Source organism: Stutzerimonas stutzeri, assembly GCF_051028275.1.
Classification (GTDB): domain Bacteria; phylum Pseudomonadota; class Gammaproteobacteria; order Pseudomonadales; family Pseudomonadaceae; genus Stutzerimonas; species Stutzerimonas stutzeri_AS.
The window spans coordinates 1,355,064-1,378,523 of the sequence record NZ_CP069269.1 but is presented as its reverse complement, the minus strand read 5'-3'; the positions used below and the strand labels follow the sequence as shown (position 1 = coordinate 1,378,523).

General features: G+C 62.0%; 22 protein-coding genes. 8 read left to right on the top strand and 14 right to left on the bottom strand.

Going from position 1 to position 23,460, the window contains the following annotated elements; genetic code table 11:
• Nucleotides 1–85: 85 nt before the first annotated feature.
• The 4 genes from JQR87_RS06350 to JQR87_RS06335 all read left to right on the top strand — a co-directional run bounded on the left by JQR87_RS06350 (nucleotide 86) and on the right by JQR87_RS06335 (nucleotide 6,502).
• A complete protein-coding gene (locus tag JQR87_RS06350; RefSeq protein WP_407291571.1) occupies nucleotides 86–1,270 on the top strand; it encodes an efflux RND transporter periplasmic adaptor subunit in 1,185 nt (394 codons plus the stop codon).
• Nucleotides 1,267–4,434: a multidrug efflux RND transporter permease subunit gene (locus JQR87_RS06345; protein WP_407291573.1), complete on the top strand. Its 3,168-nt coding sequence runs from the start codon at nucleotides 1,267–1,269 to the stop codon at nucleotides 4,432–4,434. Before JQR87_RS06350 ends, JQR87_RS06345 begins: the two co-directional genes overlap by 4 nt.
• Entirely contained in the window at nucleotides 4,427–5,929 is a 1,503-nt protein-coding gene (locus JQR87_RS06340) for an efflux transporter outer membrane subunit (RefSeq protein ID WP_407291574.1), read from the top strand. The genes JQR87_RS06345 and JQR87_RS06340 overlap by 8 nt, the downstream gene beginning before the upstream one ends.
• 93 nt (nucleotides 5,930–6,022) lie before the next feature.
• Complete coding sequence (locus JQR87_RS06335) at nucleotides 6,023–6,502, top strand: DUF3597 domain-containing protein (protein WP_407291576.1); 480 nt, start codon at nucleotides 6,023–6,025, stop codon at nucleotides 6,500–6,502.
• A 906-nt stretch (nucleotides 6,503–7,408) separates the two neighbouring features.
• Here the strand turns inward: JQR87_RS06335 and JQR87_RS06330 are convergent.
• From JQR87_RS06330 to ppc, 11 genes are all read right to left on the bottom strand, one after another.
• Nucleotides 7,409–8,230, bottom strand: a complete 822-nt coding sequence (locus tag JQR87_RS06330; RefSeq protein ID WP_407291577.1) for an inositol monophosphatase family protein — start codon at nucleotides 8,228–8,230, stop codon at nucleotides 7,409–7,411.
• A 254-nt stretch (nucleotides 8,231–8,484) separates the two neighbouring features.
• Nucleotides 8,485–8,736: a DUF2789 domain-containing protein gene (locus tag JQR87_RS06325; protein WP_407291580.1), complete on the bottom strand. Its 252-nt coding sequence runs from the start codon at nucleotides 8,734–8,736 to the stop codon at nucleotides 8,485–8,487.
• Nucleotides 8,737–8,924: 188 nt separating this feature from the next.
• On the bottom strand, nucleotides 8,925–9,185 hold the full coding sequence (locus JQR87_RS06320) for a hypothetical protein (RefSeq protein WP_407291582.1): 261 nt from the start codon (nucleotides 9,183–9,185) through the stop codon (nucleotides 8,925–8,927).
• Between the two features lie 263 nt (nucleotides 9,186–9,448).
• On the bottom strand, nucleotides 9,449–9,868 hold the full coding sequence (locus JQR87_RS06315; protein ID WP_407291584.1) for an HPF/RaiA family ribosome-associated protein: 420 nt from the start codon (nucleotides 9,866–9,868) through the stop codon (nucleotides 9,449–9,451).
• 150 nt (nucleotides 9,869–10,018) lie between these two features.
• Entirely contained in the window at nucleotides 10,019–10,801 is a 783-nt protein-coding gene (locus tag JQR87_RS06310) for a class I SAM-dependent methyltransferase (protein WP_407291586.1), read from the bottom strand.
• A gap of 58 nt (nucleotides 10,802–10,859) precedes the next feature.
• Nucleotides 10,860–11,552: an extensin-like domain-containing protein gene (locus JQR87_RS06305; protein ID WP_407291588.1), complete on the bottom strand. Its 693-nt coding sequence runs from the start codon at nucleotides 11,550–11,552 to the stop codon at nucleotides 10,860–10,862.
• Nucleotides 11,553–11,610: 58 nt separating this feature from the next.
• A complete protein-coding gene (locus JQR87_RS06300; protein ID WP_407291590.1) occupies nucleotides 11,611–12,486 on the bottom strand; it encodes a DUF72 domain-containing protein in 876 nt (291 codons plus the stop codon).
• Nucleotides 12,487–12,503: 17 nt separating this feature from the next.
• On the bottom strand, nucleotides 12,504–12,866 hold the full coding sequence (locus JQR87_RS06295) for a hypothetical protein (RefSeq protein ID WP_407291592.1): 363 nt from the start codon (nucleotides 12,864–12,866) through the stop codon (nucleotides 12,504–12,506).
• 58 nt (nucleotides 12,867–12,924) lie between these two features.
• Complete coding sequence (tsaB, locus tag JQR87_RS06290) at nucleotides 12,925–13,602, bottom strand: tRNA (adenosine(37)-N6)-threonylcarbamoyltransferase complex dimerization subunit type 1 TsaB (RefSeq protein ID WP_407291593.1); 678 nt, start codon at nucleotides 13,600–13,602, stop codon at nucleotides 12,925–12,927.
• 142 nt (nucleotides 13,603–13,744) lie between these two features.
• On the bottom strand, nucleotides 13,745–14,392 hold the full coding sequence (adk, locus tag JQR87_RS06285; RefSeq protein ID WP_407291595.1) for an adenylate kinase: 648 nt from the start codon (nucleotides 14,390–14,392) through the stop codon (nucleotides 13,745–13,747).
• A gap of 255 nt (nucleotides 14,393–14,647) precedes the next feature.
• Entirely contained in the window at nucleotides 14,648–17,284 is a 2,637-nt protein-coding gene (gene ppc, locus JQR87_RS06280; RefSeq protein ID WP_407291596.1) for a phosphoenolpyruvate carboxylase, read from the bottom strand.
• A gap of 199 nt (nucleotides 17,285–17,483) precedes the next feature.
• On the opposite strand from ppc, the gene JQR87_RS06275 reads away from it, so the two are divergent.
• The 3 genes from JQR87_RS06275 (at nucleotide 17,484) to JQR87_RS06265 (ending at nucleotide 19,327) form a co-directional block, all read left to right on the top strand.
• On the top strand, nucleotides 17,484–17,825 hold the full coding sequence (locus JQR87_RS06275) for a pilin assembly protein (protein ID WP_407291597.1): 342 nt from the start codon (nucleotides 17,484–17,486) through the stop codon (nucleotides 17,823–17,825).
• A gap of 248 nt (nucleotides 17,826–18,073) precedes the next feature.
• The gene (locus JQR87_RS06270) at nucleotides 18,074–18,475 is read left to right on the top strand and encodes a DUF4398 domain-containing protein (protein ID WP_407291599.1); all 402 of its coding nucleotides are present in this window, start codon (nucleotides 18,074–18,076) and stop codon (nucleotides 18,473–18,475) included.
• Between the two features lie 45 nt (nucleotides 18,476–18,520).
• Nucleotides 18,521–19,327, top strand: coding sequence for an OmpA family protein (locus tag JQR87_RS06265; RefSeq protein WP_407291601.1), 807 nt, complete (start codon nucleotides 18,521–18,523; stop codon nucleotides 19,325–19,327).
• A gap of 95 nt (nucleotides 19,328–19,422) precedes the next feature.
• On the opposite strand, the gene JQR87_RS06260 is transcribed toward JQR87_RS06265, so the two are convergent.
• A complete protein-coding gene (locus tag JQR87_RS06260; protein WP_407291603.1) occupies nucleotides 19,423–19,755 on the bottom strand; it encodes a hypothetical protein in 333 nt (110 codons plus the stop codon).
• Nucleotides 19,756–20,023: 268 nt separating this feature from the next.
• Between JQR87_RS06260 and JQR87_RS06255 the strand changes: the two genes are divergently transcribed.
• Nucleotides 20,024–21,592 (top strand): class I adenylate-forming enzyme family protein, encoded by a 1,569-nt coding sequence (locus JQR87_RS06255; RefSeq protein WP_407291605.1) that lies wholly within the window; start codon nucleotides 20,024–20,026, stop codon nucleotides 21,590–21,592.
• A 98-nt stretch (nucleotides 21,593–21,690) separates the two neighbouring features.
• Here JQR87_RS06255 and JQR87_RS06250 read toward each other — a convergent pair whose 3' ends face one another.
• Nucleotides 21,691–22,620, bottom strand: coding sequence for a 2-hydroxyacid dehydrogenase (locus JQR87_RS06250; RefSeq protein WP_407291606.1), 930 nt, complete (start codon nucleotides 22,618–22,620; stop codon nucleotides 21,691–21,693).
• 49 nt (nucleotides 22,621–22,669) lie between these two features.
• Nucleotides 22,670–23,416 carry a class II aldolase/adducin family protein gene (locus JQR87_RS06245; RefSeq protein WP_407291607.1) on the bottom strand — a complete coding sequence of 249 codons (747 nt, stop codon included), beginning with the start codon at nucleotides 23,414–23,416 and terminating at the stop codon, nucleotides 22,670–22,672.
• Nucleotides 23,417–23,460: the final 44 nt, after the last annotated feature.

Genomic DNA, 23,460 nt, shown 5'->3' with positions numbered 1-23,460 from the left:
TGAACCGTGCCCGCCACCTGCGGTCGAGTGTAGGTCAGCGCGCGATACCGCGGCGAAGACAGCACGAGACAAAAGGTCTGACTGAATGAGGCAGTTACTGCAAAACGCTGTGCTGATCAGCGCCACGACGCTGCTCATGGCGGCCTGCTCCGACGAAGAAAAAGCCGAACAAGCCGCACCACCACCCCCCGAGGTAGAGGTCGTGACGGTCGACCCCAAGCCGATCCCCAACATCATCGAGCTTCCCGGGCGTGTCCAGGCCGTTCGCATCGCCGAGATCCGCGCCCGGGTCAACGGCATCATTCAGGAAAGGCTGTATGAAGAAGGCACCGATGTGGAAGTCGGCACGCCGCTGTTCCAGATCGACCCCCGAGAAATGCTCGCCAACCTGAAGGCAGCCAAGGCCGCATTGGAACGTGCCGAGGCCACCGCATTGAATGCTGCGCAGGATGTTAAACGTTACAAGGGCCTGGTTGCCAAACAAGCCATCAGCCAACAGGAATATGACACTGCACTGGCCACCCTGCGCACGGCCAAAGCCGATGTGTCACAAGCCGAAGCCAACGTGCAGTCGGCCGAGCTGGAACTGGAGTACACCACCGTCGAGTCACCCATCGAAGGGCGCGCCGGGCGTGCGCAGGTCACCGAAGGTGCGCTGGTCAGCGCCAGCGAGGGCACTTTGCTGACCACGGTGGAGAAGTTCGACCCGGTCTATGTGAACTTCGCCCAATCGAGCTCCGATCTCCTGCAAATTCGCGCACAGCTCGCTTCAGGTGCCCTTGAGCTGCCCGAGGATGGCCGCGTGGAGGTCAAGCTGATTCTGGAGAATGGTCACGAGTACCCGCATCCCGGCTACGTCAACTTCTACGCCATGAGCATCGATGAGAACACTGGCACCGTGGCCGTTCGCGCCGAGTTTCCCAACCCGGACAGGCTGCTCCTGCCCGGCCAGTTCGTTCGCGCGCGGATCAATGCAGGCATCCGCCCTAACGGCGTGCTGATTCCGCAGCGTGCTGTCATGGTGAACGATCAGGCCGCGCGAGTGCTACTCGTTGGCGAGGACGACAAGGTCGCTTCTCGTAAGGTCGAGCTTGGCGAGCTGCAGGGCAGCAAATGGATCATTCGTGACGGTCTGGAGGCCGGTGAGGTGGTCATCGTCGAAGGCGGCGGCAGTGTCCGCAGCGGTGCAGCGGTACGAACAACTCCCTACCAGGCTGAAGAGCCGCCGGAAGCGCCAGAGTCGTCCAGGGCGACCGAGTCCAGCCAATGACCCCGGCGTTCTTCATCCGGCGACCGGTATTTGCCTGGGTCATCGCGCTGGGCATTCTGCTGGGCGGCGTCCTGGCCCTGCGCTCACTGCCCGTCGAGCAATACCCGAGCATTGCCCCCCCGACGCTTCGCATCAGCGTGACCTACCCCGGCGCAGACGCATCGGTCCTCGAAACCAACGTCACCCAGGTGATCGAGCAGGAACTCAACGGTGTCGAGGGCTTCCTCTACATGGACTCGTCGAGCCGCTCCAACGGCAGTGCATCGATCGAGTTGACCTTCGAGTCCGGCACCGACATCGACATCGCCCAGATGGAGGTGCAGAACCGCTTGAGTCGGGTGGAGCAACGATTGCCGGAGGAAGTCCGACGACAAGGCATCCAGGTCTTCCAGGCATCGCAGGACTTCCTGCTGATCATCTCGCTGTTCTCCGAGAACGGCACCATGAGCACGCTGGAGCTCGGCCACTTCGCCACTACCCGCGTACTCGACGAGCTGCGCCGCGTTCAGGGCGTGGGGGATATCCGCGAGTTCTACACCGCCTATGCCATGCGCATCTGGCTCAATCCGGATCGGCTGGCCAGCTTTGGGCTTTCAGCCGCCGACGTGCTCGCCGCCGTGCAGGAGCAGAACAGCCAGTCCGCAGGCGGTGCACTAGGCGCCCTACCGCTTGCCGAAAATATCGAGATCAACGCGCCCCTGGAGACCCGAGGTCGCTTCAGCACGCCGGAGGAGTTTGCCTCGATTATCCTGCGTGCCGGCCCGGACGGTTCGGCGATACGCCTGCGCGACGTCGCGCAAGTGGAGCTTGGTGCACAGGATTACACCTCACGAAGCGAACTTAACGGCCAGCCCGCGGCGGGCCTGGCTGTGCAACTGTCGCCTGGCGCTAATGCCCTGGATACGGCGGCTGCCGTGAAACAGCGGATGAGCGAGCTGGCCGAAGGCTTCCCGGAGGACATCTCCTGGACCGTGCCATTCGACTCGACCCCGTTCATTTCATCATCGATCCAGCAGGTCGTGGTCACGCTGTTGCAGGCAATGGGGCTGGTGGTACTGGTGATGCTGCTGTTCCTGCAGAACTGGCGCACCACGGTCATTCCCACCATTGTCATTCCGATAACCCTGGCCGGTACCTGCCTCGGCCTGTGGCTCATCGGCTTTTCGATCAACCTGCTGAGCCTGTTCGGCATGGTGCTGGCGATTGGCACCCTGGTGGACGACGCCATCGTGGTGGTGGAGAACGTCAAACGGATCATGGACGAGGAGCAGTTGCCGCCCTATCAGGCCACCGTCAAGGCCATGGAGCAGGTGACCGCCCCCATCATCGGCACGACCCTCGCCCTGATTGCCGTATTCGTGCCGCTGGCATTTTTCCCCGGCTCGACTGGCGGCATTTACCGTCAGTTCGCGGTGACGCTATCGATTGCTGTTGCCACCTCGACCGTGCTCGCACTGGTGTTGACCCCTGCGCTGTGCGCTGCATTGCTCAAGCCAAGTCAGCCTGACAACGGCAAGCCTGGACTGGGTCAGCGCATCTTCGGCCCGTTCAACCGCTGGATGGAGCGCACCACTGACCGGTACCACCATGCCGTCGGCGGCATACTTGCGCGTCCGATCTGGTTTTTGCTCGCCTTTGTCGGCTTGCTGGCCCTGACAGTCTTCCTATACCTGCGGATGCCCAGTGCTTTTCTGCCGGATGAAGACCAGGGCTCCCTGATGACCGTGATCCAGGCCCCTGCTGGCGCGACGGTAGAGCGCACGGAGGAAGCTATCGAGCAGGTCAAGGCGTTCTATGCCGACCATCCGCTGGTCGAAGACGCCATCACCGTTTATGGCTTCAGCTTCTTTGGCCAGGGCCAGGCTCATGCGATGTCCTTCGTACGGCTGATTCCGTGGGAGCAGCGCACCGAAGAAGGTAGCTCCGCCCAGGCCCTGGTTCGCGAAGCCATGGGCCGCTTCTCACAGATCAACGAAGCCCGGGTGTTCGCCCTGAACCCGCCTTCGATTCCCGGATTGGGCGTGGCCGGCGGGTTCACTTTCAAACTGGAAGACCGCGGCGGGCTCGGCTACCAAGCACTGCTCGATGCGCGCAACCAGCTCCTCGGCAAGGCGAATGAAAGCCCGGTGTTGCAGAACGTGCGGCCTGAAGGCGCGGACGACGCGCCGCGCCTGCGGGTCAATATCGATCGCATCAAGGCGCGCGCGCTAGGGCTGTCGATCAGCGAGGTGAATGCGACGCTGGCCATCGCCTTCGGCAGTGCCTACGCCAACGATTTCAACCGTGACGGACGTGTTCTGCAGGTGCTGCTGCAGGCTGATGCGCCTTATCGCATGACGCCCCAGGACGTGCTCGACCTGAAGGTAATCAACAATGAGGGCGAGAGCGTGCCGTTTGGCGCCTTCACCACCGTGGGCTGGACCGAGGGACCCACTCAGTTGCAGCGCTACAACGGCTACCCGGCGCTGACCCTATCCGGTAGCGCGGCACCCGGTTCGACAACGGGCGAGGCGATGACCGAAATGGAGCGGCTCGCAGCCGAACTGCCGGGCGGGTTCAGCTACGAATGGACTGGCGCCTCGCTGGAGGAGCAGCAAGCGTCCGGTCAGGTCGGTTTACTGCTGGGGCTGTCATTGCTGGTGGTGCTGATGGTACTGGCGGCTCTGTATGAAAGCTGGACGGTGCCCATCGCCGTATTGCTGGTGGTGCCCTTCGGCGCGCTGGGCGCCGTGCTGTTCGCGATGATTCGAGACTTGCCAGCGGACGTCTATTTCAACGTCGGTCTCGTGACCATCATTGGGCTTTCGGCTAAGAACGCCATTCTGATCGTCGAGTTTGCCATCGAAGAAGAAGGTCACGGCAAAAGCCTGACCGATGCCGTAATGAACGCGGTGCGCCTGCGCTTCCGCCCTATCCTGATGACCTCCCTGACGTTCATCCTCGGCATGTTGCCGCTGGTGCTGTCCACCGGCGCCGGCGCGGCTGGCCGGGTTGCGGTCGGTACGGGCGTCATGGGCGGCATGATCGTCGCAACGCTGCTGGGCCTGTTCTATATCCCGCTGTTCTACCTCTCCGTACGGCGCTGGCTGACCAAGCGTCGTCCGCCTACAGCCGAAGACAAGGCGCACCCAGCCGAGGAACAGGAGGCGCCAGACAATGCCTGACCGGCTCTCGCGACTTGCGGCCTTGCTCATGGGCGGCCTGCTGGCTGGCTGCCAGTTCGCCCCGCCACATGAGCAACCCCCTTCCCCCAGTGCCGCGCAATACCCGGCCGACTATCAGCCCAGGGACGGCGAGATTCTGGCCAGCGAAATCGCCTGGCGAGACTTTCTAGAAGATCCTCGACTCGAGCTGTACATCGAGACGGCCCTGCAGCGAAATCGAGACCTGCAGATAGCCGTAGCCCGAATCGAGGAGGCCCGCGGCCAATTCGGCGTACAGGAAGCCGACCGCTACCCGACGCTGGCTGCGACGGCTGATGCCAGCCGGGGCCGCTTTCCGACGGGCAGCGCTGGCCAGGTAGGGCGCGCCTCCCCTGGCGGGCCTGTTGCCGGAGCTGCGGGCAGTTCCAGCGGTCAGATCACCGAGCGATTCTCGGTAGGACTCGGCGTATCGGCATTCGAACTGGATTTCTGGGGTCGTGTGCGCAACCTCACCGAGGCGGCGCGCGCTCAGTATCTGTCGACCGTCCAGGCGCAGCGCGCATTCCGGCTATCGCTTATCGCCGATGTGGCCACGACTTACCTCGCCGTCCGCGGCGCTGAAGCACGGATCGAACTGGCTGAGGCAACGCTACAGAGCCGCCGCGATGGCCTGCGCATTGCCCGCGTACGCTTCGAGGCGGGCATCACCTCGGCGCTCGACCTGAACCAGGCACAGGCGCTGCTGACCCAGGCCAAGACGGAGCTGGCCAATCTGCACCTGATCCGAGCCGAGCAGGTCAATTACCTCACTCAGCTGATCGGGGGCCCGCTACAACAGCCGTTGCCGGCGCCACTGCCACTGAACGAACAGATCGAGCCATTGCGGCTGGATGCGGGGCTGCCGTCGGAGCTGCTGTTGGTCCGCCCCGACATCCTGGGTGCCGAACTGGAGCTGCGTGCGGCCCGCGCCAACATTGGTGTGGCGAGGGCTGCGTTCTTTCCGCAAATCTCCCTGACCGGCAGCCTCGGCTATATTTCCAATGAGCTGGATGACCTGGTCAGCCGAGACAACCGCACCTGGAGTATCGGACCGAGCCTCTCGCTGCCGCTGTTCGACTTCGGTCGCAATCGCGGCAACCTGACCGTCGCCGAGGCCCGCGAAAACGTGGCCGTAGCCGAGTACGAAAGCGCCATCGAAACCGCGTTCCGCGAGGTGGCCGACGCGCTCGCTGGTCGCCGCTACCTGGCCGAACAGGTTGCCGCTCAGGCGGAAAACGTCGCCACGCTGCGACGCATCGCCGACCTTGCGCGCGAACGCTATGCCGAAGGCGTAGTGAACTACCTGCAGGTGCTAGATGCTGAGCGCAACCTGTTCGATGCCGAACAGGCCTTTATCGAGATCAAGCGTGCTCAAGTTCAGAATCTGGTGAGCCTGTATATCGCGCTGGGCGGCGGTACTGACGCTCCGTCAGCAGCTCCCGAACCAACGCAGGGGGCTGCGGCCTCCACTCGCTAAGCCGCGAAGCAGTGCGCTTCCCGACCTGTGGCGCCGAATCCTCGACGCGTCATGGTGGTCCAACAATCACTACCTGATGACAGAGGAATTGAAATGGGCCTGTTCGACGAGATCAAAGACAAGCTCGGCATGGGCGGCGTGAGCAACGAAGCACACAAGCCGGTCGATCCAAGCAACACGCCGAACCAGCATGCGCCGGATACCGTGGTCGACTCGGAGCGCCCTACCGCTGCGCACAATGCCACCACCACGCCGCCAGGCGTCGCGCCCAGCCCGGAAGGTGTCGCCCATTCGACGGGAACGTCGACAAGCGCGGTGGATGTGCCTGCCAAGCTAGACGCAATGGCTGCAAACCATCCGGAGCCGTTGAACTGGCGCACCTCCATTGTCGATCTGCTCAAGCTGTTGGGTTTGGATAGCAACCTGGAGTCACGCAAGGAACTCGCTACCGAACTGGGCTGCCCGGCCGACAAAATGGGCGATTCGGCAGAGATGAACACATGGCTGCATCGCACCGTGATGCACAAGCTCGCTGAACACGGCGGCACCGTCCCGCCTGAACTGCGCACCTGATCCGCGGGCTGGCTTCGCTGGTGTTTGTCACCTAGCGGGCGCGGATCGCCAGCAAGCTGGCTCCTACAAACAGCGTCGAACTCACCCTGTAGGAGCGAGCTTGCTCGCGAACAACCGTCAGACGCCCCGTAGTGCCGCGAGTCCGCACAGCCCGGATCGCCAGCAAGCTGGCTCCTACACAGACCTCCGAACCCACCCTGTAGGAGCGAGCTTGCTCGCGAACAACCGTCAGACGCCCCGTAGTGCCGCAAGTCCGCACAACCTTGGATCGCCAGCAAGCTGTCTCCTACACAGACCTCCGAACCCACCCTGTAGGAGCGAGCTTGCTCGCGATCAACTTACAAACGCCCCGTAGTGCCGTGAGTCCGTACAACCCGGATCGCCAAGCTGGCTCCTACACAGAGCGCAGCGCCAACCCTGTAGGAGCGAGCTTGCTCGCGATCAACTTACAAACGCCTCGTAGCGCCGCGAGTCCGCACAACCCTGGATCGCCAGCAAGCTGGCTCCTACACAGAGCGCTGAGCCTGCCTTGTAGGCGCGAGCTTGCTCGCGAACAACCGTCAGACGCCCCGTAGTGCCGTGAGTCCGCACAACCTTGGATCGCCAGCAAACTGGCTCTACACAGAGCGCAGCGCCAACCCTGTAGGAGCGAGCTTGCTCGCGATCAACTTACAAACGCCTCGTAGCGCCGCGAGTCCGCACACCTCTGGATCGCCAGCAAGCTGGCTCCTACACAGGGCGCCGATCCTGCCTTGTAGGAGCGAGCTTGCTCGCGAACAACCGTCAGACGCCCCGTAGTGCCGCAAGTCCGCACAACCCCGGATCGCCAGCAAGCTGGCTCCTACACAGAGCGCGGAACCTGCCTTGTAGGCGCGAGCTCGCTCGCGATCAACCCTCAAACACCGCTCAATCGTCCAGCGACGGCCCGATCATCTCGGCCAGCTGCGGATACACGCCCGGACAGGCAACCAGATAGGGATTGCCTCGCAGCAGCCCATCGTTCCGGAAGAAATCATTGACCCGGCCACCCGCTTCTTTCACCAGCACCAGTCCAGCCATGCAATCCCAGCTTTTCAGCTCGGTCTCGTAATAGCCGAGCAGCCGTCCGGCTGCCACGTAGGCGGTCATCAGCGCGCCGGAGCCGTTACGGAAGAACATCCCGCCTTCGGCCAGCAGCTTCTCCATGAACGGAATGAAATGCGCCTTTCCGCGCGGGTGGAACGTGCCTGTGGCGGTCACGCCTTGTCCGACGTGTGTTGCCGCGCTGACTTTCAATGGTACGTCATTGACGTACGCCCCCTTGCCCAGGCAGCCATGAAACAGTTCGTTGTGGTTTGGATCGGCAATGGCGCCCAGGTGAGGTTCGCCGTCAATCAGCAGACCGATCGACACGCACCAGTTATGCAGGCCATTGACGAAGCAGGCGGTGCCGTCAATCGGGTCGATCACCCAGACGCAGCGGGCACCCAAATCAGCTGATCCACTCTCCTCCCCGAGAAACCCGTCCTCGGGAAAGAGCTCGGTCAGCCGTTGGCGGATAAAGGCTTCGATCTGCTTGTCGGCGATGCTGACCACGTCCTGCAGATCATCACCTTTATGCTCGATAGTCAGTGCGTCGCGCTTGCGGTAGTACTCGAGCCCCATCTGTGCAGCTTCCTCTGCCAGAGACTTGGCACAGGCATAACGTGCTTCGATATCGAGGCTGGAAGCGACGGAGTCAGAATTCATGGTTGTCCTTTTGCAAAAAACAGGTGCGGCGGCGCGCATGGAGTTGAGAATTCTAGTGAAACAACCGTGACAGGCCTATGCTGCGGCGCGGCGATGCCTCTTTGATATCGCCGCGCCCACCATCGCATGACGCCTCGTCCTGCTTGTCTCGGCCCCTGCCTGCCGGCCAACCGGGAGGATGGTCGCCACGGCTGAACCTATGGGACCGGTGGGCTGGCGCTGTCAGCAACACCTGCAATCGATCCAGAGGGATGTCAGGGCAGCTCCTCGCCTTGCTCATGCAGGCGCACGTTGAGCTCATCGACCACCGGCGCCCATTCAGCATCGTCCATCAACTGTTCTTTGAGGAAAGAGCCCTGGGCTTCACTCCAGAAAGGCGCGTCAGACACCTTCATTCCGTTCGGAATAGGTCGATGGGTGGCGATAAAGGCGTCGATGCTGGCCGGGTCAGATGGCAGACCGAGCTGCTCGAAAAGCGTACCGAGGTCTTTATTGGGCAGTTCCATGGGAGCTCCATCAGCTTGTGGAAAATCGAACCGCCTCGCTGGCGATTCGTTGTTCTACATAGAGGCGATGGCCCACCGCACAGTTCAACCGAACAGGCGCTGATTACTCCCATGCAGCAAAGCTGCAGGAGACGAGCCGGGCGAAAACGCCCGCCGCAACCACTAGGCTGCGACAGGCTGAGGAAAGGTTACGCCGCTTTGTCGAACAGCTGCCTGCCTTCATCGAGGCACTGATCGACTAGCCACTTGCCGTGGGCGATGGAGGCCCGCTGCGCCTGTTCCAGTTCAGCCATGAAGGCATGCCCAACGGGAAGCGCCATGCGCCGAGTGGTCTGCCCTTTGGGATTGCTGACACGGCAACCGCCTGCCCACGGTGTCGGCGTGCCGGGATGTTCCATCACCTCTGCGGTGATGACGTGATCGCGATATTCACATTGCATCATGGTCATGGTGTCACCTCGCTTGCTGTTGGCACGGGTCCGTCAATGGTCTTGTCCACGCGCCTGATGATTCCCCCTCTGGTGTAGTCGAACTCTGCCGCATCGAGCGCGCTATGCCCCTGTTGCGGTCATTCATTTGGGTATAGCACAGCCGCCGCCAGCCATAGGTCCGGCCGTCGTATCGAAGAGGTTTTTTGCTCGAAGGGTGTTACAGGAGGTGTAACGAAGGCAGGCATCGCGAGGATGCCTGCCAGTTGCGGTAGAGAGGGATATCAGGAGGTACGCAGCTGCTCGTCGGCGAGGAAGTCTTCTTCCAGTATGGCGTCACGGCCTTCCACTTCCAGGGTCTCGCCTTCCAGCGGCACCGGAGCTGAGGCGCGCTTGCTGCGCAGCTTGCCGAACTGATGACTCAGCGCGTTGTTGAGCTTGTCGATCGCACCGTCGACGGCGAATTCAAGCGATGCCGCCTTGTGCGTGACGGAAACGGGTTGACGGCCCTTGGGGCGGGCCTCGATCTGGCAACGCTTGTCATGGGCGCCGGCCTTGACGCCATTTTCGTCGTTGAGGTGCACCACGACGCGGGTCACTTCGTCGTCAAACCGATCCAGCTTGTCAGCAACACTGGAACTGACCCAATCAACCAGACGGGCACTTCCTTCGATGTGGTTATCGCTATGAACTTGAATCTGCATACGCTTATTCCTTCTATGCGACAGGGTAACCACCGTTCAGCACAAACGGCCTGATCTAGAAATGCCACCATTACGCCGATTAAGCAAGACCAGGGCAGCCCGTTTCGCTTGTGTGATCGACCGTAAAGGCCAGGCCGATGCGGGACGGAATCAGGACGTGGCGGCGAGTTTTTTCTTCGGGTAGATATCGTAGCGGCTGGACTTGCCCTCCAGGCTGTAGCCCGGACTGGAGCCGTCGATGGTCGGCGCCTTGCGAGGCCGTTTCACCACCACTCGGTGGCTGGCCAGCGCCAACGCCTGTTCGAGCAAGGCGGCGGCGTCCAGGTCGTCACCAACAAAAGGCCGGAACAGGCGCATCTCCTTTTTGACCAGTGCGCTCTTCTCCCGATGGGGAAACATCGGATCGAGATATATGACCTGAGGAGGCTCCTCTTGCCATTGCCCCATGAGCTCGATGGCATTGCCCTGCCGCAAACGCATGCGCTCGACGATACAGCGCACCTCGAGGTCATCGCGGCCCCGTTTCAGCCCGTCTTCCAGAAGCGCGGCAATCAGCGGTTGGCGCTCAAACAGCACCATTTCGCAACCCAAGGTCGCCAGTACAAACGCATCGCGCCCCAGGCCAGCCGTCGCGTCCAGCACGCTGGGACGAATACCGGGCTGGATGCCAACCGCCTTGGCGATCATTTGCCCGCTCCCGCCCCCGAACTGCCGGCGATGCGCGGCGCCGCCTTCAACAAAGTCCACCCGCACCGGCCCGGGTGCCTGCGGACCGAGCAGCTGCAGCTGCAAGCCATTCTCTCCCAGCTGCAGGGCGAACTCCGCCTCGTCCGCTTGTGTCGGCAAGCCCAGCCGCTGCGCCCAAGCCTCAGCCTGGTCGACAAAGTGCGGTGCGAGGGCTTCGACGCGGACCAATGGGGACAAGGCGGTCATAGGGCTAACTCAGGTCGGAAAAAACGCCGCATTCTGCCAGACACGGCATCGCACTGCCTCAGCGGCACAAACCGAAACCGCCCATATCCACATGGAAATGATCATGATGAGCCGCGTTGTATTCAGGGCTCAGGGTGATCTTGAAGGCATCGCAGGCTGCCGCCTTTACTTCGCGAAGGAAGCGCGCCTTGTCGTCATCGCCCTTCCAGTCGCGCGCAACGGTGATTCGCGTGCCGTCATCCAGCCTGAAGCCGGCCAGGTCCAACGCATTGGCCGAGGCGTGTTGGCTGCGCCTGTTGCTCCGCGCAATGTTGCGACAGGCAAAGCTCCCGAAGTGATCGACCCGAACCACTGGCTGGCCAAATATCCGCTGGGCCGCAGGCTGAAGACCGTGCCGTTCGAACATTGCATAGGCCGCAGCCAGCGGACAGGTCGCCAGAAACGCGCCATTGAACCGCACTGTAGACCCGCTTACGCGTACTGCATTTTCCACCGGACACCCAGGCTGCGGCGTGCTGTCAGGCACGGCGACATAGTTCAGGTCGGATGTTTGCAGGGCCTGCTCGCAGAGTGCTCGGTCTTGCTGCAAACGCTTTACCTTGAATGCGGTCAGCAGATTCGGCGCTTCACGGATGTCCAGTGGTGCCCAGGGATTCCACTTCGCCGGAACATCGACGTGCCCACGCCACACCGCGTAGGCGAACCCAGCCAGTGCGACGAGCAGCAACAGGAACAAACGGCCAAATGTCATAGGCGTTTGGGCAGCACCGACGCATGAAGGTTGCAGTGTCTCGCTTGCAGAAGGTCAGTCAGCGCTCGCCAGCTATGCCAAGCAGTGAGAGCTGCGCCTCGGTTTGCATGGGCGTCATGGCCAATGGCGGCAAGCCGGGTAGCCGCGCGCTGAGCTGTTCATGGAAGCGCATGGCGAGCTCTGGTGCCAACTGATTGTCGGGTGTATGCAGATACACATGCGGACGCTTGCCTGCCTCGATCCACTCCGCAACCTTATCCAGCCACGGCGCCATGAACGGATCATTCGCTTTGAGCTCTGGATGCCCGACGAAGCGGAGCTGTGGAGACTCACTGAAAGCCGCCGGCCGTACCGGCAACCGCGGTTTTTTGCTCTGAGCATGCCTCAGCGCTGGGTCGCTGGACTGGCAGCTGAACAGCGCCCGGGTGTCCATGCAGATCCGCTCGACGCCTCGCTCATGGAGCATCCTGTTCAATGCCCGCTCCTCCTCACCTCTGGCGAAAAACGCGGCATGGCGTACTTCCACGGCAAGCGGTCGATCAAGCGTCTCGATCAGCTGCGCCAACTCTTCCAATCGAGCGGGACCAAAGGACGCGGGCAGTTGCAACCAGAACGGCGTCACCCGCGCGCCAAGCGGAGCCACCAATGAGCGGAACGACAGGATCAGATTCCCGACCTCACCGAAATCCGGCGCGTGACTGATCTCCCGGGGCAATTTGGCGCAAAAGCGAAAGTCTTCTGGCATCTGCGCGGCCCAACGCTCGATCTTCTGCACCGAAGGCCAGGCGTAAAGGGTGGTGTTGCCCTCGACCGTATTGAACACCGAGCAGTAATGAGCGAGGTAGTTGCTCGCCGGCAAGCTTGGTGAATACAACGAGCCGCGCCATGCGGCATCGTTCCAGGAAGGGCAACCGAGAAAATAGGGAAGCGTCACGCGCGGTTCACTACGCCTCAAGCGTAGAGATCAAGGCCGAGCACTTCCTGAGCGTCCAGGTCGGCACTGAAGCTGGCCGTGGTGCCGTAGCTTTGGAGAGCCTGCACCGCACGGCTGTTCAGCGGCCGCTCCATCATGGCTTCGAAGCGCGCCGGCATGAAATCACCGGAAATCACCGAGCCATAGTCGGTCGATTCGCTTTTGCTGCGTCGGGACAGGTGCTCGTAGGTGGAATCGGCTTGGGTAGCCGACGTGACGATGGATTCGCGCGCCTGCTGCGCTGCTCTTTCACTTTCGCGATAGGGGACCGGCGCACTGCCAGGCTGGGCAGGACGATCGATGGGATAGGCAGAGGGGACGAAACCGTTTAGGCGCATCATTCACCTGTTCAAGTGCGCCGACTCTAGCGAGCCGCCCGACAATTGGCAATGCCGCTCGTCAGCGCGCGACCTTGGGTGTGGCGACGGTGTCACGCAGATAGATTGGCTGAGCCTGATCTGCTTCCACCGCTTCGCCCCGCTGCCAGGCAAAGCCGGCCAGCGACAGTAGATCCTCAGCGTGCGGCAGCAGGGTGGCGTCCATGGCTGACGGCTGAACCGCGAGGCGCGAGCCATAACCCCAGCCGGTACCCGCGCCGAACCATTGCCCTTCGCTTCCACGAGGAAGCGATACCTGTTCGGGCGGCAACACCGCTTCACTGCCAGCCAGTTGCATTTCGCCTTGCTGCACGCGATAGCAGCCCCAGTAGACCTCGTCCATGCGAGCGTCTATCGCCACTGCAACCTGCTCGGCCCCTCGATCGCGATAAGCGCGCTGGGCAATGGTGGCCAGGGTCGACACCGGCAGCACCGGACGCTCCAGCGCGAACGCCAGGCCCTGTACAACGCCAACGGCGATCCGTACGCCCGTGAAAGCGCCAGGCCCGCGGCCAAAGGCCAGCGCATCGACGGCCGACAGGGCAATGCCCGCTTCGCTGAGCAGCGTCTGGATCATTGGCAGGAGACGCTGGGCGTGCAGCCGCGGAATGACCTCGTAGTGGCTCAGCACGCGGCTGTCATGCAGCAGCGCGACGGAGCAGGCTTCGGTGGCGGTATCCAGGGCCAACAGCGTGGTCATCAGATGTTCCGGTCAGCAGGAAAAAGGGCGGCGATTGTAGCAGTTGCGTTTGCGCCCGATGAATATCGAACCACGCCATAACCCGAAAGAGCTTTGAAACGAAAAACGGCCCGCAAGCGGGCCGTCGGGGGACCGGGCACTATCAGCTGAGCGCTGCCAGTACCTTAGCGGTGATGTCTTCCACAGAGCCAACGCCTTCGACACGACTGCACTTCGGCGTGCCTTCGGCCGCCTCGAGATTCTGGTAGAACGCGACCAGCGGTTTGGTCTGCGAATGATAGAGGCTAAGACGATGGCGGATGGTTTCTTCCAGATCGTCCTTGCGCTGAATCAACTCTTCGCCAGTCAGGTCATCGAAGCCAGCCACTTTCGGCGGATTGTGCTCGGTGTGGTAGACACGGCCCGATGCCGGGTGCACGCGGCGGCCAGACAGGCGGCCAACGATCTCTTCGTCATCCACGGCGATTTCCAGTACGTGGTCCAGCTTTACGCCAGCATCACGCAGCGCCTCGGCCTGCGGAATGGTGCGCGGGAAGCCGTCGAACAGGAAACCATTGGCGCAATCAGGCTGCTGCAGACGCTCCTGAATCAGCGCGATGATGATCTCGTCGGAAACCAGACCGCCGCTATCCATCACGTCCTTGACCTGCAGGCCCAGTGGCGTGCCAGCCTTGACCGCTGCACGCAACATGTCGCCCGTGGAGATTTGCGGGACGGCAAACTTCTCAGTGATGAAGCGTGCCTGCGTGCCTTTCCCGGCACCCGGCGCTCCCAGCAGAATTACGCGCATGGAGTGAGTCCTCAAGTTTGCAAAGAGATGCCGCCAGGATCGATGCAATGCACCCTCACCTCTGGCGAATCAAAAAATCTGGTTTGCCGCCATGCGACAAAAGGTTGAACACGATACACAGCGCACAGAACGCAGACAAGCGGCGCCCAAGGCGGCGCGGTAGGACAACCCGGCGCCGCATGCTGTGACGAGAAAATGCCGTCAGCCGCTCATGACGACGGATGCAAGACGCATCATGAGCAGGTCCGAAACGGGTCAACCGGTGTTTCGCAGGCCCGCGGCAATTCCTGCAACGCTGACCAGCAAGGCTTGCTCCAGAGGGCTTGCCGCCGGGCTCTGCTGTTGCCGGGAACGGGCAAGCAGTTCGGTCTGCATCAGATGCAGCGGATCGAGGTAAGTGTTGCGCAGACCGAACGCCTCCAGTGTCGTAGGGCTATGCGCCAGGAGCTCTGACTGCCCGGTCAACTCAAGCACCGCCGTTACCGCCTGCGACAATCTGTCACGCAAATCATGCCCCAGCGGCTGCAGCTCTGCAGTGACCAGACGCGTGTCGTAGCGTTCGGCTATTTCCGCGTCAGCCTTGGCCAGGACCATCTCCAGCATGTCGATACGGGTCGTGAAAAACGGCCACCGCTGCCGCATCCGCTTCAGGCGTTCACCTTCGCCACGCTCCAGCGCGGTCCGCAGCGCCTGTTCCCATCCCAGCCAGGCGGGCAGCATCAGCCGCGTCTGGGTCCAGGCGAAAATCCAGGGAATCGCCCGCAAGCTTTCGACACCGCCCTCGCGTCGCTTCGCTGGGCGGCTGCCCAGCGGCAGGCGCCCAAGCTCCTGTTCAGGCGTGGCCTGACGGAAATACTGGACGAACTGAGGATGATCGCGCACCACGCTGCGGTAGGTTGAAACGCCCTCCGCAGCAAGCTGCTCCATGGTTTCGCGCCAGTCCGGCTCGGGCATGGGCGGCGGCAGCAGGGTCGCTTCAAGCACGGCTGCCAGATAGAGGCTGAGGTTCTGCTCGGCGATATCCGGCAAGCCGAACTTGAACCGGATCATCTCGCCCTGCTCGGTGGTACGGAAACGCCCCGCGACTGATCCGGGTGGCTGCGAAAGTATGGCTGCGTGAGCCGGACCGCCGCCCCGCCCGACTGTACCGCCACGCCCATGAAACAACAGCAGCTCGACCTGATGCGCGCGACAGATCTCGACCAGGCTTTCCTGCGCACGGTATTGAGCCCAGGCCGCCGCGGTGGTCCCGGCGTCCTTGGCCGAATCCGAGTAGCCGATCATCACTTCCTGCGGGCCGTGCAAACGCTGACGATAGCCAGGCAAGCCGAGCAGCTTGTCGATGGTCGGGCCGGCATTGTCCAGGTCGGCGAGCGTCTCGAACAGCGGCACGACACGCATCGGGCGTTGCAGACCGGCCTCCTTGAGCAACAGCTGTACCGCCAAGACATCCGAGGCGCCCCTGGCCATGGAGATGACGTAGGACCCGAGCGACGCACCGGGCGCCTGGGCCACCACGCGACAGGTTTCCAGCACCTCCGCGGTGTCGGCCGATGCTTGAAAGGTTGGGGGTAGCAAGGGCCGGCGGTTGTTCAGCTCGGATTGCAGGAAGTCCAGACGCTGCTGCTCGTCCCACTGATCGTAATGACCGATACCCAGGTAGTCGGTGATCTCAGCCAGCGCGGCGACATGCCGGGACGAGTCCTGGCGGACATCCAGGCGCACCAGAAACAGTCCAAAGCTCGCAGCGCGACGCATGGTGTCGAGCAAGTCACCGTCCGCAATCATTCCCATGCCACAGGCGTGTAGCGAGTGGTAACAGAGCTCCAACGGCTCGCACAAATCCTGATTGTCCTGCAGGACTTCCGGCGGAGCAGGTAGGTCATGCTCGATTGCCGCGTTCGCCCACTCGCGCGTGGCCAGTAGCCGATTGCGTAGGGTCTTGAGCAAGGCCCGGTATGGCTCTGCCGACTGCCCGCTGCGATTTAACAGTTCAGCGCTGGCGTTCTGCATCGACAGCGCTGCGATGAGCCCTTCCATATCGCGCAGAAACAGATCCGCCGCGACACCACGCGCCAGCAGCAGCACTTCACGGGTGACATTGGCCGTCACATTGGGGTTGCCGTCTCGGTCACCGCCCATCCAGGAGGCAAACCGGATCGGCGCAGCGTCCAGCGGGAGGGGAAGACCGGTGCTGCGTTGCAACGCCTGGTCAGTCTGGCGCAGCACATTGGGCAATGCCTGCCACAGCGAGTTTTCGATGACGGCGAAGCCCCATTTCGCCTCTTCTATCGGTGTCGGCCGGCTGCGACGGATTTCTTCGGTGTGCCAGGCCTCGGCAATCAGGCGCTGCAGACGCAGTTCGATCCTGGCCAGCTCCCCCTGACCCAGGTCGGTGTGATCCCGCGCCGCCAACTGCGCAGCGATGGCATCGTATTTCTGGATCAGGGTGCGTCGTGATACTTCGGTGGGGTGCGCGGTCAGTACCAGTTCAATGTCCAGGCGGGCCACCTGGCTCGCCAGAAAGTCCTGACCAAAGCCTTCGCTTTTCAGCCGCTCGAGCAGCCCACCCAGCGCACCAGCTTCGGACGGGGCCGGTTCGCCAGGCCGCCGCCTGCGCACCTGGTGATACTGCTCGGCGATGTTGGCCAGATTGAGAAACTGGCTGAAGGCGCGCGTCATGGGCAGGAGCTCGTCATCGCCAAGCCCATCCAGAGTCTCCTGTAACAGCCGTGCTCCATCAGCAGAACCGCGGCGTGCGCCCTTGGCGCCCTTGCGGATGCGCTCAATCTTGTCGAAGAAGGCTTCGCCGTGTTGTTCGCGAATCGCCCTGCCCAGCAGTTCGCCAAGCAGATGAACATTTTCTCGCAGTCGCGCGTCGATTTTCGCCATGTTCGCCTCTCTCCACAGGCCGCGCACGGGCAGCTCGCAAACGATGTGCACCTCGTGCTGAACGGCAACGCTGTATGAACCGTCCAAACAGAGTGCACAGCGTCTATGACGATGACAAGGCGTAGCCGAACAAGCCTGTCGATGCTGCTCGCATCACCCGCCACTATCGCTCGCCCATGCGGGCTAAGGATGGAGCAAGATGAAACTTTCAGAACTGGTCCGTGAATGGGAAAACAGTGCCAAAGGCCGTATGAGCGCTGCGCAGTACACCATTCCCCTGGACGTCGAAAGCGCGGCCAGGCTGGCGGCCCTCGCCGAGATGTACCCCAAACGCAGTACCGAAGAGCTGCTGGGAGAGTTGGTTGGCGCCGCCCTCGAAGGAATCGAAACCAGCCTTCCCTATGAGCAGGGATCCAAGGTCATTGCAACGGACGAGCAAGGCGACCCCATCTATGAAGACGTCGGGCCTACCCCTCGCTTCTTGGCACTGTCGCGCAAGCATCTTGACCGACTGCTCGCCGAGCGGGCACCACAATCCTGACGAATCTGTAACGCGTATCAGGGCCACATGAACGTGCCGAAGTGGTGCGTGTATTGTGGCCTTGCGCCTATCCAACGGCTCTACGCCGCCGCCTCCAATCGTTGCGTTTGTTTTTTACTGGAACGTTTGCGCCCAGCAGGCCTCACAAAAACAAGCCCGCATTAATTGCTGCCTCTCAAACGAGATCAGACGCAGCGTAACGGGCGCTGTTTTCGATATCCCATTCGATATCCCAATGGAGACTGGCCATGAAAATGAACACCATCGAAAGCCCCCAATCGCGATTCCAGCTACCCAAGCTGGCAGCCGTTGCACTCGGGGGCCTACTGCTGGTTGGTTGTGCCGGCAATCCACCGAACGAGCAGTTCGCTGTAACCGAATCGGCCGTGCGTAGCGCGATGAGCGCCGGGGCCACCCAGTATGCTCCGGTCGACATGCGTGCAGCCCAGGAGAAGTGGAAGCAGGCCGAGCTCGCAATGCAGAAAGAAAACTTTGACGAAGCCCGCAAGCTCGCCGAACAGGCAGAGTGGGATGCTCGAGTTGCAGAGCGCAAGGCCCAGGCCGCCAAGGCTCAGAAAGCCGTAGAAGACGCTCAGAAGGGTATTCAGGAACTGCGTGAAGAAAGCATGCGCGGCCTGCAGCAGCGATAAACCTTCCTTCCCTTCCGCACTCCCTTTAGCAAAGGATGAATCGACATGCATAAGCTAGTAGCCCTACCCACAGCGATCGCCATGAGCATCGGTCTTGCTGCCTGCTCATCGCAGCCAAACCAGAATCTGGAAACGGCACGTGCCGAGTTCTCGCAGCTGCAAAGCAACCCGCTCTCGCAAAAGTATGCTGCTCTTGAGACTCAGGATGCGTCCAAGCAACTGGATAAAGCCAACGCGGCGTACCTCAACGACGCCGATAAAGAGCGCGTCGACCAGCTGGCGTACCTGACCAACCGTCGTATCGACCTGGCCGAGCAGACCATTGAACTGCGCCAGGCCGAGCAGCAGATCGAGCAGGCTTCAACGCAACGCGCCCAAGCCCGACTGGAGTCGCGAGAAGCGATGCTCAAGCGTCAGCAGGACGAGATCCGTCAGTTGCAGCAGGATTTGCAGGCCAAGCAAACCGAGCGCGGCACCTTGGTCACCTTTGGCGACGTGCTGTTCGACCTGAACAAGGCTGAGCTCAAACCGGCCGGTCAGCGCGACGTGGGCAAGCTTGCAGATTTCCTCAAGGAAAACCCAGAGCGCAAGGTCATGGTCGAAGGCTATACCGACAGCACCGGCTCCGAATCGTACAACCAGCAACTATCCGAGCGTCGCGCTGAAGCGGTACGTCGTGCGCTAGTCAGCTCCGGTGTGGAAATCGATCGAATCCAGACGGTTGGTTACGGTGAAGCCTTTCCGGTGGCGAGCAACGATTCACCTGCCAGCCGGGCGATGAATCGTCGCGTTGAGGTCACCATCTCCAACGACAATCAGCGTGTAGCACCGCGTTCATCGATGGAGCAGTAACGACGTAAACGCGCCATTAGCATCGAAGCCCGCCGGTTATGGCGGGCTTTTTCATATCCGAAGCGCAAGTGCATCCGGCCAGCGGCGTGTCTGGCTCAGTTGTCAGGCGTGCTCTGCGCTGGCACCTGCTGACCCATACAGCGAATGGCGCGTTTACGGTCGTCGACCAATACGCCCGTAAGCCCCTTCTGCTCCGTATCGAAGAGCACCAACACACCATCGATACACTCAGCGACCTGAGGCGCGGGCTTGAGCGAGACCCTATAGTTTTCGCCGGGAATGGTTTTGAGCATCGTGTAATCGGCCAGCAACAGGGCGTCCTCCGGCTTGGCGAAGTGCACGTAGCCATAATAGGTAAGCACCGCGACAGTGGCGAAGACGCTGCCGATAGCAGTGAGAATCAGCGGAATGGGATTGCGTTCGGACATGGACCTGGTTCGCCTGATCAAAGAGCCGGCATTGTCTCAAATCGGGCTCGTAACGCTAAGCCCCTTGCGCGACCTAAGCCCGGCGGCCTTTTCGTCCGTGCAGACTGGCCATGTGACGCCCAGCAACCGCGGCGCGCACTGATTGTCTGCCATTGCCACGACGAATAGCACTTCCCGCCACTGGATTAACAACAGATGGTTGACCGATCCGCTATGCGGGCATGCCTTTGCCTGCGCGTGCTCTTAATTTCCAAAGGACCAGACAGACATGGCTCCAACTGCCCGCCTCGACGCCTTCGATCTGAACAGCCCCTTCGCCGCGATTCCCGATCTCATCGCCTATTGGGCCAGCCAGCGACCGGATCAAGCGGCGCTGATCCAGGACGAGCGTCGCCTAAGCTACGCCGAGCTCGATGGCGTGATGAGCCGCGTTGCTGCGGCACTGCAGCGCGACGGCATCCAGCCTGGCGACGTGTTGGCCATCTGCGCATACAACGCGATCGAATATGCCGTTGTGTTTCTTGGCGCATTGCGCGCCGGCGTCGCTGTGGCGCCGCTGGCTCCATCGGCCAGCCCCGAAAGCCTGCTGACCATGCTCGCTGACGCCGCGCCCCGCCTGTTGTTTGTCGATGCGAATGCGGCTGAGCATCTGGCATCGGTCGCAACATGGGTGCCCTGTCCGGTCCTGCGCCTGGACCTGCCGACAGAGCAGGGCCTGTCAGCATGGCTGAGCGACGCAGCGCCGGAGCCGGTGGCGATCCAGCCAGGCTGGGCGTTCAACATCATCTATTCCTCCGGAACTACCGGCGAGCCCAAGGGCATCGTGCAATCGCACGCCATGCGTTGGGCCCATGTACGTCGCAGCGCCGCCTATGGATATGGGGATAACGCCACCACGCTCATCTCCACACCGCTGTACTCGAACACCACGCTCGTTGCCTTTCTTCCGACGCTCGCCATGGGCAGCAGTGTCGTGCTGATGAGCAAATTCGACGCTGGCGAGTACCTGCACCTGGCCGAGCGGCATGAGGTGACTCATACGATGCTGGTGCCCGTGCAATATCAGCGGCTCATGGCACGTGAGGATTTCGAGCAATACGACCTCAGCCGTTTCCGCTACAAAATGTGCACCAGTGCGCCGTTCGGGGCGGCGTTGAAAGCCGATGTACTGGCGCGCTGGCCAGGCGGGCTGATCGATACCTATGGAATGACCGAAGGCGGCGGCACCTGCATCCTCGCGGCGCACGAGCACCCAGACAAGCTCCACACCGTAGGTCGGCCAGCCGAGGGCCACGATATTCGCATCATCGACGACGAGGGCAACGAACTGCCCGAAGGTGCGATCGGCGAGATCGTAGGGCACTCTCCGGCCATGATGACCGGCTACCTGAACAAGCCGGACAAAACCGCCGAAGCCGAATGGTTCGACCCCGCCGGCAAGCGATTCATTCGTACCGGCGACATTGGTCGCTTCGATGCGGATGGCTTCCTGACGCTGGTCGACCGCAAGAAAGACATGATCATTTCCGGCGGTTTCAATCTTTATCCAAGCGATCTCGAAGCCATCCTGCGCGAACATCCGGCCATCGCCGACGTGGCCGTAGTGGGCGTGCCATCAACGCGCTGGGGCGAAACGCCGGTGGCCTTCGTGGTACTCGGGAAGGGCCACCCGGAGGCGTCCGACACGCTGCTGGACTGGTTCAATAGCCGCGTCGGCAAGACGCAGCGTTTGGCGCGGCTGAAGCTGACGGACGAATTGCCCCGCAGCGCCATCGGCAAGGTGCTCAAGCGCGAACTTCGCGATCGCTACCTGGCGGAGCACGGAGCCGCTGACTAAAAGTCGCTCAACGGCGCCAGCACCGCCTGGCGGCTGGCGCCGCATCGCCTCGCCTCGCCGATTCGGCCGAATGGGACTTCGACTCGCTCCGAAGCTGCTCAGTATCCGCGCTGGATATCAATCACGCCGCTGACGGGTCGCCCCTCTTCCAGCGCAACGATCTTTTCCGCGATCTGGGCAATGGTCGCTTCGCGCAGGGTTCGCGCCGAGACATGGGGTGTGATGGTGACTTGCGGCATCTGCCAGAACGGATGCGAAGACGGCAGCGGCTCTTCGCGGAACACGTCGAGCACTGCGCGGGTCACCTTGCCCTCGTCGATGGCGCGGCAGAGATCGTTGTCGACCAGATGCTCACCGCGACCGACATTGATAACCACTGCATCAGGCCTAAGCCGCGAGAGCAGCGAGTAGTCGATCAGATCGCGCGTACTGTCGGTCAGCGGCAGCGTGTTGACCAGCACGCGCGTTTCACTCAGAAAATCGTCCAGTGCAGCCTCGCCGGCAAAACTGCGCACGCCTTGGATGCTGTGCCCGGAGCGCGACCACCCCATGACCGGGTACTCCAGCGCTGCCAACGTAATGGCGACACGCTGGCCGATATGCCCAAGCCCGAGCACGCCGATCGGCCACTCGCTGCGCTCGATAGGCCGCCGCAACTTCCATTGCCCCTGAGCCTGCTGCTCACGGTAGGCGTCCATGTCGCGACTGATCGCGATCACGTGATAAACGACGTATTCGGCCATCTGCACGGCCATTCCGGCATCTTCCAAGCGAACGATTGGGGTTTGGCGCGGCAGGTTCGGCATTAGCACCAGCGCATCTACTCCGGCGCCGAGATTGAACACCGCCTTCAGCTGCGGCTCCTGATCGAACAAGGCCGCGGGCGGATGCCAGACGATAGCGTAATCAGCACCGTAACTCGGATTGTCCGGCTGCCAGACCTGAATCTCGGCCTGTGGCAGGTGCTGTCGGATCAGGCTGGTCCAGCGCTCAGGCTTGGGATCGGCGGCGACGAAGAGAACTTTCATGGTCACTCGGTTTTATTCCTTGGCAGACATCCGGGACGCTAGCGTAGCGCTATATCGCATAGACATGACCATTGGCTTCAAGCAGGCGCAGCAAGGCAGGCCAAGTCAGCTTGGCGGCCATGCCCAGCTCGGCGGACTGCTGCCGCGTGGTCTCGATGGCGGCTGCCGACGGCATGTGGGTCGGACCGCAAGCCTGAGCGCGCACCTGAATCTCACACGCCTTCATCAGGAAGTAGAGGTAGGTGAAGGCTTCGGCGACGGTGCTGCCAGCCGTGAGAACCCCGTGATTGCGCAGCATCATCATGCGCTTGTCACCCAGGTCGCGGATCAACCGCTCGCGCTCACTCAGATCCAGCGCGACGCCTTCATACTCGTGATAGCAGAGATGATCGAGGCAGAGCATGGCCGTCTGGCTCAGCGGCAACAAGCCATCGCGATGCGCCGATACCGCCACGCCATCGGCAGCGTGCAGGTGCATGACAGCACCGGCGTCCTCGCGGCCCATGTGCACGGCACTGTGAATGGTGAATCCGGCCGGGTTGACCCGATGCAAGCTGCCGCTCTGGACGATCTGCCCCTCCTGATCCACCTTGACCAGCGACGAGGCGGTGATCTCCTGAAACAGCAAGCCGTACGGGTTGATCAGAAAGTGGTGCTCGGGGCCCGGCACGCGGGCAGAAAGGTGGGTAAACACCAGATCATCCCAGCCGAAGTGCGCGACCAGTCGATAGGAGGCTGCCAGGTCCTTGCGCACCTGCCATTCGGCTTCCCGGTTCGTAGCGGTTGAATCTTGCATAGCATCTGCTCCGTTCATTTCGAAGGCGCCATCGGGTGCGGGGC